Raw genomic sequence first — 15,435 nt, forward strand, 5'->3', positions numbered from 1 at the left:
AAAGTAAATTAATGAAATACAATAAAGTTTTAAGCATTGCAGGAAGCGATTCTGGCGGTGGAGCAGGAATACAGGCTGATATTAAAGCCATTTCGGCATGTGGCTCCTATGCAGCAACTGCTATTACTGCAATAACAGTACAAAATACAGTGGGTGTAAGTAATGTGCATGCGATTCCCAATCAGATATTAGCAGAGCAAATAGATGCGGTTTTGAGTGATATTGGTGCTGATGCCATAAAAATTGGAATGTTGCATTCTTCGGAAACCATTCATGTTGTAGCCGATGCTCTAAAAAAATATCAAATCAAAAATGTGGTTCTCGACCCTGTAATGGTGGCAACCTCGGGTGATAAGTTGTTGTTGGATGAGGCCATTGTAACTTTAAAAGAGGTGTTGATCCCAATGGTGAAGGTGATCACTCCCAATATTCCCGAAGCAGAAATTCTTTTGGGAAGACAAATCCCAACACAGGAAGATGTGTTTGAATGTGCTGCTGAGCTGTCGAATCTATACAAAGTTTCAGTTTTGCTTAAGGCAGGACATTTGAATGAGGATGAGTTGATAGATGTGTTTTTCGATTTTGAAAAGCAGGAAAGCGTAGAGATGAAATCTCTTCGCATGATCACAAAAAATACTCATGGAACCGGGTGCACAATGTCATCGGCATTTGCTGCTTTCCTTTCGCAAGGATACGATCTTCAGGAATCTGCTAAAAAGGCCAAGGATTACATCAATAATGCAATAATTGCAGGAGCAGATTACGAAATAGGAGAAGGGCACGGACCTGTAAATCATTTTTACCATTTTTTGGAAACATGCAAGCAGTAGGCACTTTTACAAAAGAACTTTGGGAAGCTGCTTTCCCTGTATATCAACAATTAATTTCCTGTCGCTTTGTGAACGAACTGGCGACAGGTACATTAAGCAAAGAGAGTTTCTCACATTACCTGACTCAGGATATTCTTTATTTGAAAAAGGATGCCGAAGCGCTGGGAAGGGTAGCTGCAAGGAGTAAAAGTGATGTGGATAGAGATTTCTTTAAAAGTCTGGAAAAGGATGGTTTAGAAGTTGAGTTTGTGTTGAGGAATGAGTATTTAAAGCATTTTAATCTGCAAGAAGCTAAAAATCAGTCTAAGGCTTTCGCCGATTATTCCAATTTCTTGCTGACTCATGCGCAGAACTCACCTCTGGAAGTAGCTTATGCTGCATTATTGCCTTGTTTTTGGATTTATGGTGCTGTTGCAGATGTCATTATTCAAAAGAATGTTAGCAATAATCCGTACCAGAAATTTATCGATACCTATGCTGGTGATGAGTACCAATATTACACTCAAAAATTTATTGAAATTGTTGAGTGTAATTCTGTTGAATCGGAATGTAAAAAACAAGTGAAAGTAGCTTTTCTTGAAGCCTGTAGGCATGAATTGGCTGTTTTCGAAGAACCTTATGAACTTTCAGTCAAAGGGTAACTAATACTCAAAAATATTATAAGTCACCCTTTGACTTGTTAAAGGAACTGGTAATGCAAAAGTTTTTTTTCAACTTTAGGTGTTTTTAACCCTTGATTCGTTATAGTAGAAAAGATATTAAAAGATGAAAATAGACCATAAAACAGCATTGCTATTAATCGATCTTCAAAAAGGATTTGAAGATATTGAGTATTGGGGTGGAGGAAGAAACAATCCGGATGCAGAACTGAAAGCCTCAAAAATTCTAAAAGTCTGGCGCGATAAAGGCTTGCCTTTATATCATGTTCAACACTGTTCTACTACTAAGGGCTCACCTTTGGAACCCAATATGCCTGGCAACGAGTTCATGGATTTAACAAAACCAATTGAGAATGAACCCATCATTCAGAAGAATGTAAATTCGGCCTTTATTGGCACTGATTTGAAAAAGCAACTCGATGAAAAAGGGATCTCAAAATTGGTGATTGTTGGTTTAACTACCGACCATTGTATTTCTACCACAAGCAGAATGGCAGGGAACTTTGGCTTCGAAACCTATTTAATCGAAGATGCTATTGCCACCTTCGATAAAATAGGAGTGAATGGAGAAAAATATCCTGCTCAGCTGATTCATGATACGGCATTGGCCAGTTTGCATGAGGAGTTTGCAATGGTAATTACCTTGTCAGATTTATGGGAGCAGCTTAAGTAGTGTGAATCGATCTTTCCAAAGACAATGGAATACCCTTACCAAACAGTTTGGAACTATGATTCCATAATGCTTGAAATTAGAATTACATACTTTTGTAATATTGTTTTTAATTATGGAATAGTATTTATTTTTTCAAAGCCTCCCACAAAATCTCAACCGGATGTTGTGCTTCCCGCTCAGTTTCATCTTTAATCTGATGACGACAAGAAGTTCCTGAAGCTGCAATTAAAACAGACTGTGGTGTTCTTCGAACTTCCGGGAGTAAAATTAACTCGCCTACCTTTTTGCTTAAATCGTAATGCTCTTTTTCGTAACCAAAAGAGCCAGCCATACCACAACAACCTGATTTTATTTCAATGGCAGAGTAGTTTACAGGGAAACTCAATATCTCTTTAATTGGAAGAGTAGAAGCCAATGATTTTTGATAACAGTGAGCATGAAATTTAATCTTTTTTGATTCTTTGGTAAATTGATTTGGACTAATGTTTCCTTTCTGCATTTCATTGTGTAGAAATTCTTCAATCATGAATACATGATTTGCCAATTGTTTTGCCGATTCACGCATGTTTTCAGGTACCAAATCGATATATTCATCTCTGAATGTAAGAATCGCTGATGGTTCTATTCCAATTAGAGGATTTTCTTCGCTAATGATATCTTGCAAGAGGTTTACATTCTTAATGGCAAGGAATTTGGCTTTTTTCACCAATCCTTTAGAAAGATAAGTTCTCCCACTTTCCTCATGTTTAGGTATAATTACATCATACCCAAGTTTTTGAAGCAACTCAATGGTTTTTATTCCAATTGGTGTGTCATTGTAATCGGTAAATTCATCGGCAAACAGATAAACCTTTCTTTTTGATTCAATATTGCCATTATTGGAATGCCATTTTTTGAGTGTTGTATGATGCAGCTTCGGTATGCTTCTTTCTTCTGCAAATCCCAAATTTCGTTTTACCAACTTTCCGATTATTGGATGCTGATTCACAAAATTGAAAAGGGAAGGAGCATGGCTACCCAATTTATTTATCCTGCTGATATTTGCAATAAGTTTGCTTCTTAAGGGAACAGGATTCGAATCGTAATACTGTTGCAAAAACTCGGCTTTCAGCTTGGCCATGTCAACATTCGAAGGACATTCCGATTTACAAGCTTTGCACGAAAGACACAAATCTAAAATGTCGTACAATTCTTTATGATCGAATGGATTCTTCTGTTCAGAATTACTAATGAATTCTCTAAAAAGATTTGCCCTGGCTCGGGTGCTTAGCTTTTCATCTAAACTGGCCTGGTAACTTGGACACAAAGCTTTCCCCGTTAAGTGAGTGTTTCTGCAATCTCCAGAACCATTACAGCGCTCTGTTGCACGAACAATTCCCATATCGGACGAGAAATCAAAATAGGTGTTTATTTCTTTGGTTTCCTGATTGGGTTCATAGCGCAAATGCGTATTCATTTTTGGTGTATCAACAATCTTTCCAGGATTGAAAATATGATTAGGGTCCCAGGCATTTTTGATATCCCGAAGAAGTTCATAATTCTTTTCGCCAATCATTATAGGAATAAACTCTCCTCGCAAACGTCCATCGCCATGCTCTCCACTTAGAGATCCTTTGTACTTCTTCACAAGCTTGGCAGAATCCAGGCCAATGGCATGGAACTTTTCCTGATCGCCTTGATCTTTTAGGTTTAATACCGGTCGCAAGTGAATTTCTCCACTACCAATATGAGCATGAAATACACAGCTGATATCGTGCTTTTTCATTAGCTCCTTAAATTCTGCAATGTAATCAAACAAAACCTCTGGCATTACCGATGTGTCCTCAATTAAGGAAACCGGTTTGGCATCACCTGGCATATTGGAAAGTACACCCAATGCAGATTTTCGCAAATCCCAAACTCTTGCAATGTTCTCGGCTCCTGTAACCATGGGAAAATGATATCCTAACGAGCTGGCTTTGAATTCATCTTCCATTTTGTTGGCAATCTCTTCGATTTCAGCTGTTGTTTCTCGTGCGAATTCTATAATCAATAAAGCTCCGGGATTTCCTTTTAGGAAAAATCTGTTTTTTGCCTGTAGAATGTTTCCTTCTGTAAGTTTAAGGATTTGATCATCCATAAGTTCTACCGCACCAGGTTTGTATTTTAGGGCAATAAGATTACCTTCAATTGCTTCTTCAAGACTTTCGAAGTGGGCACATATTAAAGCTTTCTCTTTTGGAGGAGCTGGAACGAGGTTCAACTTTATTTCAGTCGTAAAAGCCAAAGTTCCTTCAGAACCGGCCAGCAGTTTACTAAAATTAAATTGGTCACCGCCCTTTGTATACAAATTAGACTCAAGCAAAAGGTCAATTGCATAACCAGTGTTACGCCTTTTAATATTAATATCGGGATATTCTTGTCGAATACCTTTCTGATTTTCCTGATTGGAAAGAATGGAGTGTATATTATTATATAGTTTAGACTCTAAATTGGAGCCTGCACACTTTTGCTCAAATTCATTTTTGTTCAGATCTCCAAATACAGCTTTGCTTCCATCACTTAAAATGGCACTTACTTCCAGGGTATGGTCTCGAGTGCTTCCATATATAATAGAGTGGGAGCCACATGAGTTGTTTCCAAGCATACCGCCCATCATGCATCGACCTGAGGTAGAAGTTTCCGGACCAAAAAACAAATTGTAATCTTTTAAATACAGGTTCAGTTCATCCAAAATGACGCCTGGTTGAACTTTTACCCACTTTTCTTCGGTATTTAGCTCTAATATTTTTGTAAGATGTTTTGATATATCTACCACAATTCCATTCCCAACAACTTGCCCGGCCAGGGATGTTCCGGCTGCTCTGGGGATTAATGATAATGATTCCTGATTGGCAAACTGAACCAATGTTTTGATATCCTCTTCATTTTTTGGATAAACAACTGCCAAAGGCATTACTTTATATGCCGATGCATCTGTAGCATATAAAATTCGTGTTGTATTATCGGTAAAAACCTCTCCTGAAATTTGTTTTTGTAATTGGATAAATCGATTCGAATAATTATCGGTGTTCATAGTAAATAAGCCAGTTTTAAGCAATTCTAGTGCCTGTGTGATTCTCAAAAATTGAAGTTACATTTTTATTTTTGAACCGCGCCTTATCAAGAATGATTATTTATTAAAAAAATGAAGCCAAAACTGACAAAAATTATGAATTTAGAAATCTACAGTTTACTTTTTATTCCTAAATTTGCAATGTCGAGATTACAAAACTGATTAATATATTGATCTACAATGGACTTATTGCAAAAGATTAAAGAAAACGCCAAACTACACAACAAGAGAATTGTTCTTCCGGAAGGAACTGAGGAAAGAACTTTGCAAGCAACAGATATCTTATTGGAGGAAGGTATCGCACAAATTATTTTGATTGGTGCTCCTGAAGAAATCAAAGGAGAAGCTGATCGTTTAGGATTGAAAAACATCGATAAGGCAATTATCGTTGATCCTAAAAGTCATGACAAAATGGAAGCTTATGCTGAAATTTTGGTTGAATTAAGAAAGAAAAAGGGGATGACCATGGAACAAGCTATGGAATTGGTTCAAGATCCTCTTTATTTGGCTACTTTAATGATAAAGGCTGGTGATGCTGATGGAGAAGTTGCAGGTGCATTAAATGCAACAGGGGATGTATTGCGTCCAGCATTCCAGATTGTGAAAACTATGCCAGGTATTTCGGTTGTTTCTGGTGCTTTCATTATGATTTTGAAAGACAAGAACTACGGAGATGATGGTATGATGGTATTTGCTGATTGTGCTGTTCATCCGAACCCAACAGCAAGCGAATTGGCCGAAATTGCAGTTGCAACAGCTAAAACTACAAAAGCAATTGCTGAAATGGAACCTCGTGTTGCAATGTTGAGCTTCTCAACTATGGGATCAGCAAAACACGAAATGGTTGATAAAGTTGCAGAAGCAACTCGATTGGCTAAAGAAATGGCTCCGGAATTCCAGATTGATGGTGAAATGCAAGCTGATGCTGCAATCGTAGAAGCTATTGGTGCGAAAAAAGCTCCAGGTAGCAAGGTTGCTGGTAAGGCAAATGTATTGGTATTCCCAACTTTGGAAGTAGGAAACATTGGATACAAATTGGTACAACGTTTAGCAGGTGCTGAAGCAGTTGGTCCTGTTCTTCAAGGTATGGCAGCTCCGATTAATGACCTATCAAGAGGTTGTTCTGTAAGCGATATCGTAAATCTTGTTGCGATTACTGCAAACCAGGCAGCAGGAATGTAAATGAATATTAAGTAGTAAAATCCAAACTTAACAAATAAACAAAAAATCTAATGAACGTTTTAGTTTTTAATTGCGGTAGTTCTTCTTTGAAATATCAATTGCTTCACATGGGTGATGAGGCTACATTGTTAGCTAAAGGTCTAGTTGAAAGAATTGGTTTAAAAGAGGGAGTATTAACTCACAAGCCAGAAGGAAAAGATAAATTTGAGTTGGTACAGGATATTCCAAATCATAGCGTAGGTATTGATTTGGTGTTGAAGGCGTTGGTAAGTCCAGAGCATGGTGTGATTTCTGATTTGAAAGAAATTAACGCAGCGGGTCACCGTGTTGCTCATGGTGGTGAGTTCTTTAAAGACAGTGCATTAATCGACGAAAAAGCTAAAGAAAACATAGCAGCTTGTTGTGAATTGGCTCCACTTCACAACCCAGCGAACCTTGAAGGAATTCTTTCAATGGAAAAATTACTTCCAGGTTTACCACAGGTTGCAGTATTCGATACATCATTCCACCAAACTCTTCCTGCTGAAGCATTTATGTATGGATTACCATACGAATGCTACGACAAGTACAGAGTTCGTAAGTATGGTTTCCACGGAACAAGTCACAAGTATGTTGCAAGCAAAGCTTGTGATATCTTAGGGTGGAACATTGAAGACAAGAAGATTGTTAGTTGTCACTTAGGTAACGGTGCTTCTGTATGTGCAATTGATGGTGGTAAATCCATTGAAACTTCAATGGGATTCACACCAAATGAAGGTCTTTTAATGGGTACTCGTACTGGTAACCTTGATTTGGGTGCGCTTCTTTATATTGCAGAGAAGAAAAATCTTTCTATCGAAGAAACGAATAAGTTAATTAACAAACAGTCAGGTTTGGCTGGTGTTTCAGGAATTTCATCTGATATGAGAGACCTTGAAATTGCTGCTGAAGGTGGAAACGAAAGAGCTCAATTGGCTTTAGATATGTTCGCATATCGTGTGAAGAGATTTGTAGGTTCTTATTCTGCATCAATGGGTGGTGTTGATTTGGTTCTTTTCACTGGTGGTATTGGTGAAAACGATTCTGTTTCTCGTGAGAAAATCATTAAAGATTTCGGTTATTTAGGACTTGATTTCGATGCTGAAAAGAATGATGGTTTAAGAGGTAAAGATGCTGTGATTTCTAAAGAAGGATCAAAAGTAGCTGCTATGGTGATAACTACTAACGAAGAGTTGGTAATTGCATCTGATACTCAGAGAATCTTGAACGGATTGAAATAAGATATCCTTAAGATATATTTTGGAAGCCTGGCGAATAGCCAGGCTTTTTTTATGCCATTTTCTGAAAAGTATTGCATTTATAGTACTTATGGAATTTTTCTGTAGTAAGTTTCATGCTGTCAATTGTTTTTGAAAATCAAAAAGTATGAGATGAAGTGTTCGTTTCATGATTAATTGCTTTTAATCACGTGTGAAGTTGATATTTAATTTGATGAATAGTCGATTTTGCCGTATTTTATTGTAACAAATCAGAAGGATTGCCGTTTAGTGCATTGATGACACACTAAATTGGCTGGGATTCTTTAAAAATGACTATATGACCAAGCTGCTACCTTTATATAAATTTTTGATTACAACACTATTGATGATTGTGTTCTGTGAGATTTATGCCCAAAGAACCAATTTTCGATTCCATGAATACAATAAGCAGAATAAATTAAACGAAGAGCTTGTTAAATATACAGTTCAAGATTCACTTGGGATCTATTACTTTGCTACAGATGCCGGAGTATATTCCTTGATCAATGATAATTTCTATTTATACGAAGTACCAGAAGGAAAATCACAATATTTTAAAGAGTTAATTAGGCTACAAAGTGGCAACTTATTGGCTTTATCTGATGATGCAATTTACAAGATCAAACCTTCTTTTGATGCCAATGATTTGGAATTGATACTTGAATGCAACCTGGATCCTGCGTCACCAAAATATCCCAAACATGTTTTTGAGGACAAGAAGCAACAGGTTTGGATTTCAGATTACAATCATTTGTATAGATTAAATAATGGCACGGTTGAGAAGTATCATATGGATGAAAAAAACTTGACGAGCTCTTATGCAAGATCTTTTCAGTTTTTGGAATGTGATAATGGCAATCTAATCGTAGTTTCTCAAAAGGGATGGTTTTACAATTTTAACCAGAAAAGTAATTCATTCGATAAATCAGCATATCAACCTGGTTTTTTAGTTCATTCTTCTTTTAAGATTGGTTCCAACGAATTTTTACTGGGTACATCATTGGGAATCATAAAAATCATTTTTGATTTTAAGGGAAGAGTAGTTCATACCGAGACCATATCGAAGGATATTATTGCTTCTTGCTTTGAACAGATTAATGAAAATAGGGTAATTGCAGGAACATGGTTTCAGGGATTGGTTGAAATTGAATTGAATGATGAACACAAATTTTATCCCGTTGGAGGATTTCCATACTTTACTGTAAATGATTTATACAGAGATGATTTTGGTAAATTATGGGTTTCCACAAATTCAGGGGTAATTGTTATGGAGAAGAAGTTCTTTACTTCCCAATTTCTCACTGCCAACTCAGAATATGTAGCTAGCATAAGAAAGTCGCCTGATGGTCAATTGATTTGTGCCGGCCGAAGTCATTTCTTTAAAGTTGCCGATGAACAGCACATTGACATACTCGATATAGAGTTTGAAGGATCTTTGAATGTATTTCAGCAATTTGAGGAATATACTTTAATTGGAACCGAACAAGGACAACTCTTATTGTATTTGAGAAATGAATTACTGAAAACCATACAAGTTAGTACCCAAAGTATTTCGGAAATCGAGTTTGATAATGCTAATATGGTTTGGGTTGTGGCAGACAAAGAATTATTCCAGGTAAACTTGACTGAAGGTACAATTAAAAGCTATCTCAAAGATTTTAAGGAACGGAGAATTGTTCAGGATGTCTTTATAAATCATAACAATACACTATTCGTTGGTGGGGAATATCAACATTCTTATTTGTATCAATACAACCGTAATAAAGATAAATTTGAAAATATTAGCATTGATATTCCTGATGTTGGCAATATGGATTTTTGGATTCGGGACATGTGGTCGGTAAAGGATACATTATACATTGGCAGCTCTTCAGGATTATTTAAATATTTTGATTCTAATATTAATCAAGTTCACCTTGGTGATTATACCAATAGCGAAATTAATGCAGTGGTAATCGACCAATATAATGCAATATGGCTTACTACAAGTCATGGAATAATTCGAAAACGCAAAGACGAGATCTCCTTATTTACTCCAGACCAAGGTTTACCATCAAAAACTTTTACTGTTGGAAATCTATTAATCGACGATAAGGGTTTTCTTTGGGTTGGCACGTCTAATGGTTTGGCTTTTGCTCATATTACTGATACCATCCCCAATACGCCTAAACCAATTGTACATATTGCTAAAGAAGAATCCTGGTTTATTCAGCCGAATAGTTCTCTTGAGGTAACTGCTGGCTCAATGTTACTAATGGATGTAACCGCCATTATCTATCCTCAGAAGCAAAATCAGTTTCAATATTGTGTAATGAGAGGTGATAATAAAATAAAGGATTGGAAATCTCTCTCAGATAAGAATCAGGTAATTGTGTCAGATTTAGAACCTGGTGATTATGAAATTTGTATTCGTTGTAAGCATGAAGGAAACTACTCCTGGAGCGAAAATAGGATTATTCCTTTGCGAGTAAACCAGGTTTGGTATTTGCGTTGGTACACTCTTCTCACCGAAATGATACTAATACTACTGATTGTGTATTTATCAAGTCAATACAGTAAGCGAAGAGCGCAGCAACATATGATAGAACTGGAGAAAATTGTTTCAGAGCGCACTGTTCAGCTTCAAAATGCCAATGAGAATTTACTATTGGCCAATAAGGCAAAAGACAGATTTTTGTCAATAATAGGTCATGACTTAAGAAATCCATTTAATGCCATTCGTGGATTTTCTAAAATGCTGATACGCGATGAAGATATGTTATCGGAAGAGGAGAAAAAGGAACTTACCGAGATGATATATAAAAGTTCGGATGATACCTTCAAGCTATTGGAAAGTTTATTGGAATGGGCAAATGTTCAGAAAGGGAAGTTCAAACTTAATAGAGTAGAGTTCGATCTGGCTGAGGTATTGCAAACAAACATAGAGCTTCATAAGAGTCAGGCTTCGCTAAAGGATATTCATGTAGAGGGAGATTTTACCAGCTTGCAAGTAAATGCTGATAAGTCGATGATAGATACGGTGATCAGAAATCTAATGTCGAATGCAATTAAGTTCTCTTATGCCAACCAAAGCATTTTATTAAGAGCGATTAAGAAAGAAAATTTTGCCATTGTCCAGGTGAAGGACGAAGGTACCGGAATGACAGACACGCAAGTTAAAAATCTGTTTAAAATTGATACAGTGGTAACCAGTGAAGGAACTGCCAATGAAACAGGAACTGGTTTCGGTTTGATGTTGAGTAAAGAGTTCGTTGAATTGAATGGCGGGCAAATTCGGGTTAGTAGTGTTAAAGGAAAAGGCACTTCGTTTTATTTTTCTATTCCGCTTAAGAATGACTAAAACAGTTATCAGTTATCAGTTATCAGTTATCAGTTATCAGTTATCAGTTATCAGTTGCGCTCAATATTTGAACGTTTCTAATTGCTCATTGCTTCTGTTATTAAAATGTCACATTGTTAGAATAATTTTAATATTTGTAATTAATCGTAAGTTTTATTTGTAGTATTAGATATGATTCGTAATTATTTCATATTTTTGCCTTACAACTAAATCAAGCGGGAATTAATTCCTGAAAACAACACTAAAACACATAAAGAAGATGATTACACGTTTGGAGCAAATCATTGACGTTCTGAAAAGTAACGAGAAAAAACGTTTGGTAGCTGCTTATGCTAACGATGCACATACCATTGAAGCGGTTAACAATGCTGTAGAAAAAGGGATTGTTGATGCTACATTAGTAGGTGATGAAGAAACCATTAAGAAGACTTGTGCTGAGCACAATATTGATGTTACTAAATTCACTGTAGTGCATGAGCCAGTTGAAATAAAAGCTGCTCAAAAAGCAGTTGAATTGATTCGCAATGGCGAAGGCGATATGATTATGAAAGGATTGGTTAGTACAGATAAGTACATGAAAGCAATCTTGAACAAAGAAACTGGATTGATGCCTCCAAAAGCCGTTTTGAGTCACGTTACAGTAATGGAGAATCCAAACTATCACAAACTATTGGTATGTAGTGATGTTGCTGTTATTCCTCAACCAGACCTAAACCAAAAAGTTGCATTAACAAACTACGTAATCAATGTAGCAAGAGCTTTAGGTATCGATACTCCAAAAGTTGCATTGGTTGCTGCTTCGGAACAAGTTTTGCCAAAAATGGAAGCTTGTGTTGACGCTACTATTATCTCTAAAATGGCTGATCGTGGTCAGATTAAAAATGCTTATGTTGATGGACCATTGGCAATTGATGTTGCTATCGATAAGGAATCAGTAGAGATTAAGAAATTAGAATCGAAAGTTGCTGGTGATGCTGACTGTTTGGTGTTCCCAAATATCGAATCGGGTAATGTTTTCTACAAAACAAATACCAAATTGGCTAAAGCTGAACTTGGTGCATTTGTAGTTGGTGCAAAATGTCCAGCTATTCTTTCATCTCGTGGTGATAGTGTTCTTACAAAATTATATTCGATTGCTTTAGCAGCTTTAGTTGCTTCAAAATAATATATTTCATGTAGAGACGTACGACCGTACGTCTCTAACTATTTAAACTAAAAATATATGTCCCCAATTCGTTCCCTTGACCAAATGGTCGACCATCTTCGCGAAAGCGGAAAGAAAAAGAAAATTGCTGTTGCTTACGCACAGGATCCTAATACAATTGGAGCTATTGCAAAAGCCATTAACGAAGGTTTTGTAGAAGCTGTAATGATTGGTGATGAGAAGGAAATTCGTTCAAAGGCTGAAGCAGAAGGAATCAATCCGGAAATCTTTACCATTGTTCATATTCCAAATGATGTTGAAGCAACAACAGAGGCTGTACGTATGGCTCGGGAAGATGAGGCGGATGTTGTAATGAAAGGTTTGGTAGGAACTGATAAATTCCTTAAAGCAGTTTTAAACAAAGAAAAGGGATTGTTGCCTCCAAAGGCTGTAATGAGCTATGTTTGTGCTCTTGATTTACCGAAGTATGACAAGCTTCTATTTGTATCCGATACAGCAGTTTTACCTTATCCTGATTTGAATCAGAAGATTGCAATGGTGAACTATTCGGTAAAGATGGCAAAACGATTTGGAATTGAGAAACCAAAAGTAGCTTTGATTTCAGCTACTGAAAAGCCAAATCCTGCTTTCCAGGGATCAGTGGATGATTCAATTATCTGTAAAATGGCTGATCGTGGTCAGATTAAAGATTGTATTGTTGATGGACCATTGGATGTATTCCTTGCTTGCGATCCTGCATCGGTGGAAATCAAGGGAATCCCAACTCCAATTAATGGAGAAGCAGATTGTTTGATTTTCCCATCTTTGGAAGCATGTAATTCATTCTACAAAGGATTGATGTTATTTGGAGGAGGAGAACTTGGAGGATTGATTCAAGGAACAACCAAACCAGTGGTAGTAATGTCGAGAAGCGAGAGCGAAAAGTCGAAATTCTACTGTATCGCATTATCCGTTTTAATGGCAGATTAAGACAATTGAGAGTTTATCAATTAATAATGATAAGAAGAGATGCGATATTATCGTGTCTCTTTTTGTTTAACCACTATGGTTGGCTAAGGATTTCAATAGGTTGCACAAAGGAATAAACCTGAAAGGCTGTTGGCAATTGGTACAGGGTGAAGCCTTGTGTGCAGTCATGAGTATGTAAATCCGTCGCATTGAAACAAATTGAAAGTGGAGTTGTAGTTGTGCGACCGAAGGCTAGATTTGCAATTATGAAATATGTTTTTTTTAGATTCGAGTAATTTGTGAAACCAGTGGTTTACCTATCTTTGCCCCATGACAAAACAAACCCCATATTGCTTAATGCCTTGGATTCACTACCATGTAGGAAATGCAGGAAAAGTAAGGGCCTGTTGTGTGGCCAATATCCCTTACGGGGATTGCAATACGCAAAGCTTTAACGATATCTGGAATGGAGATGAAATCAATGCGATTCGTGAGAAATTCATGAAAGGTGAAGCAGATAACAGATGTGGTGTTTGTCAAAGATTGGAAGCAACAGGAGGGATGAGCATCCGACAAGAAACCCATGAGAAGTTTGGAGATCTGTTTGAAAAAGAATATCCTCAATTACCCATTTACTTCGACATTCGTTTTTCCAATGCCTGCAATTTGGCTTGCCGCACTTGTTGGCATGGAGCTAGTTCTGCATGGTTTCCAGAAGGCAAACAACTGAAGCGTAACCTGGGGGAAATCGCTTTGCTACAAAATATTGCTGATTTTGATAAGTTTATTGCTGAAACCGGAGGTGCCTTGCTGCAAGCCAAAGAAATTTATTTTGCCGGAGGCGAGCCTTTGGTTACCAAAGAGCATTATCAATTGTTGGATTGGTTGGTAAAGAATAAGGCAACACAAATGAAATTGCGCTACAACACTAACTTTTCGGTTTTGAAGTTTGGTGAATATGATGTGCTTGATTATTGGAAACACTTTCCCGAGGTGGAAATTCTTGCGAGCATAGATGCACATGGAAAATTAGGCGAATACATCCGTAAAGGTTTCAATTGGAAGCAGTTTCAGGAGAATAGAGAAGCAATTCGATCTTTGAAACACATTCGTTTTGTTATTGCTCCAACCATTTCTGTTTTATCCATTAAGAATTTACCTGAATTGTACCGTACCTGTCTAATGGAGCAGATCATTGAACCTGATGGACTTTACATTAACATGCTGGATAGGCCACTGTATTACAACACCAAAGTAATGCCTGAAGACCTGAAACAAGCTGTTGTTGTAGAATACCAGGAGTTTTACGACTGGGCGAAAAAAAAACTAATTCCAGAATCAGTAATTAATCAACTTAAAGAGTGTGAGGCATACATGCTAAGCGAAGATCTATCGAAACACTGGACACAGTTTATTAAAGAAACTAAACTGTTGGATGAGATGAGGGGAGAAAATCTCATACAAATGTGAATTACCAATGAACTCATTTTGTTTTTAACTTCTTATCTTTTAATGTTCTCAATATGTTTATGCAATTTATTGTTATCAATTGTGTAAACCCAAACGGTATCTGTGTACATGTACGATTTTACGATGCTTTTTAAATCAGGAAAAATAGCTGGTCTTGAACGGCCATTTTTAGAATAGAACAAACCTTCTTTGTAATAAATACCATGATTGATCCTGTCTTGTTCTTGTAAAGCTAACAATGCCTCCTTGGGCATGTTGTGTTTATTCTTTTTGAACTCTTTCCATGAAATTGCCTTACTTTCCAAATTGATAGCGTCCAATACAAGAAGGTAAGTTTTGGAACCAATTAAGGTTTCAGAATCGAAGTAAGGATGGGGGTTAATATTGTTATGCTTGAAGAAATTCTCCAAGGCAAAAGAAAAACAAGTTTGTCCATCAAATTTATGTGATCGAAAATAGCTTGCTGAATCAACTTCAACTTGTGGAAAATATTTTCTTTCCTTCAGTTTATCTATATCGGTTTTATGTTTTTGAAAATCCTTTTCAGTATCTCTAATAAACTGATGAATTTCAAGTACCGTATCGAGAATGTGATAATTGAAAATGCTATCAGACTTTTTAACTTTTACAAGCTCTTTGTCTTTGTTTTGTTTGAATTGGTATTGGTACGAAATGTCCTCTCTTGTTAAATTATCGACATATTGGATTTGTGATTGTGGAGAACAAGCCAACATAAATAATGTAAGCGTTGCTTGAAGGAATAGGTTAAGATAGTTTCTCATTATTGGGTGTTTTGC

The 15,435-nt window shown here is 36.7% G+C and carries 11 protein-coding genes; 9 read left to right on the top strand and 2 right to left on the bottom strand.

Annotated elements, in window-relative coordinates:
* The first annotated feature begins 11 nt into the window (after nucleotides 1–11).
* From thiD to NQ163_RS15225, 3 genes are all read left to right on the top strand, one after another.
* A complete protein-coding gene (thiD, locus tag NQ163_RS15215) occupies nucleotides 12–830 on the top strand; it encodes a bifunctional hydroxymethylpyrimidine kinase/phosphomethylpyrimidine kinase (protein WP_268191176.1) in 819 nt (272 codons plus the stop codon).
* A complete protein-coding gene (locus NQ163_RS15220) occupies nucleotides 818–1,471 on the top strand; it encodes a TenA family protein (RefSeq protein ID WP_268191177.1) in 654 nt (217 codons plus the stop codon). Before thiD ends, NQ163_RS15220 begins: the two co-directional genes overlap by 13 nt.
* A 124-nt stretch (nucleotides 1,472–1,595) precedes the next feature.
* Nucleotides 1,596–2,162: a cysteine hydrolase family protein gene (locus NQ163_RS15225; RefSeq protein ID WP_268191178.1), complete on the top strand. Its 567-nt coding sequence runs from the start codon at nucleotides 1,596–1,598 to the stop codon at nucleotides 2,160–2,162.
* Between the two features lie 124 nt (nucleotides 2,163–2,286).
* On the opposite strand, the gene NQ163_RS15230 is transcribed toward NQ163_RS15225, so the two are convergent.
* Nucleotides 2,287–5,217 carry an FAD-binding and (Fe-S)-binding domain-containing protein gene (locus tag NQ163_RS15230; RefSeq protein ID WP_268191179.1) on the bottom strand — a complete coding sequence of 977 codons (2,931 nt, stop codon included), beginning with the start codon at nucleotides 5,215–5,217 and terminating at the stop codon, nucleotides 2,287–2,289.
* Nucleotides 5,218–5,436: 219 nt separating this feature from the next.
* Here NQ163_RS15230 and pta point away from each other — a divergent pair, with 219 nt between their 5' ends.
* The 6 genes from pta to NQ163_RS15260 all read left to right on the top strand — a co-directional run bounded on the left by pta (nucleotide 5,437) and on the right by NQ163_RS15260 (nucleotide 14,638).
* Nucleotides 5,437–6,438, top strand: a complete 1,002-nt coding sequence (gene pta / locus NQ163_RS15235) for a phosphate acetyltransferase (RefSeq protein WP_120239851.1) — start codon at nucleotides 5,437–5,439, stop codon at nucleotides 6,436–6,438.
* Nucleotides 6,439–6,488: 50 nt separating this feature from the next.
* Nucleotides 6,489–7,697 (top strand): acetate/propionate family kinase, encoded by a 1,209-nt coding sequence (locus NQ163_RS15240; RefSeq protein ID WP_120239850.1) that lies wholly within the window; start codon nucleotides 6,489–6,491, stop codon nucleotides 7,695–7,697.
* Nucleotides 7,698–8,013: 316 nt separating this feature from the next.
* Nucleotides 8,014–11,055: a sensor histidine kinase gene (locus tag NQ163_RS15245; protein WP_268191180.1), complete on the top strand. Its 3,042-nt coding sequence runs from the start codon at nucleotides 8,014–8,016 to the stop codon at nucleotides 11,053–11,055.
* Nucleotides 11,056–11,314: 259 nt separating this feature from the next.
* Complete coding sequence (locus tag NQ163_RS15250) at nucleotides 11,315–12,220, top strand: bifunctional enoyl-CoA hydratase/phosphate acetyltransferase (RefSeq protein WP_110360079.1); 906 nt, start codon at nucleotides 11,315–11,317, stop codon at nucleotides 12,218–12,220.
* A gap of 57 nt (nucleotides 12,221–12,277) precedes the next feature.
* On the top strand, nucleotides 12,278–13,189 hold the full coding sequence (locus NQ163_RS15255) for a phosphate acyltransferase (protein WP_120239848.1): 912 nt from the start codon (nucleotides 12,278–12,280) through the stop codon (nucleotides 13,187–13,189).
* Nucleotides 13,190–13,498: 309 nt separating this feature from the next.
* Nucleotides 13,499–14,638 carry a twitch domain-containing radical SAM protein gene (locus NQ163_RS15260; RefSeq protein WP_268191181.1) on the top strand — a complete coding sequence of 380 codons (1,140 nt, stop codon included), beginning with the start codon at nucleotides 13,499–13,501 and terminating at the stop codon, nucleotides 14,636–14,638.
* 32 nt (nucleotides 14,639–14,670) lie between these two features.
* Here NQ163_RS15260 and NQ163_RS15265 read toward each other — a convergent pair whose 3' ends face one another.
* Nucleotides 14,671–15,420: a hypothetical protein gene (locus NQ163_RS15265; RefSeq protein WP_268191182.1), complete on the bottom strand. Its 750-nt coding sequence runs from the start codon at nucleotides 15,418–15,420 to the stop codon at nucleotides 14,671–14,673.
* Nucleotides 15,421–15,435 lie beyond the last annotated feature (15 nt).

It is taken from the genome of Marinifilum sp. D737, from assembly GCF_026672275.1.
Lineage (GTDB): Bacteria > Bacteroidota > Bacteroidia > Bacteroidales > Marinifilaceae > Marinifilum.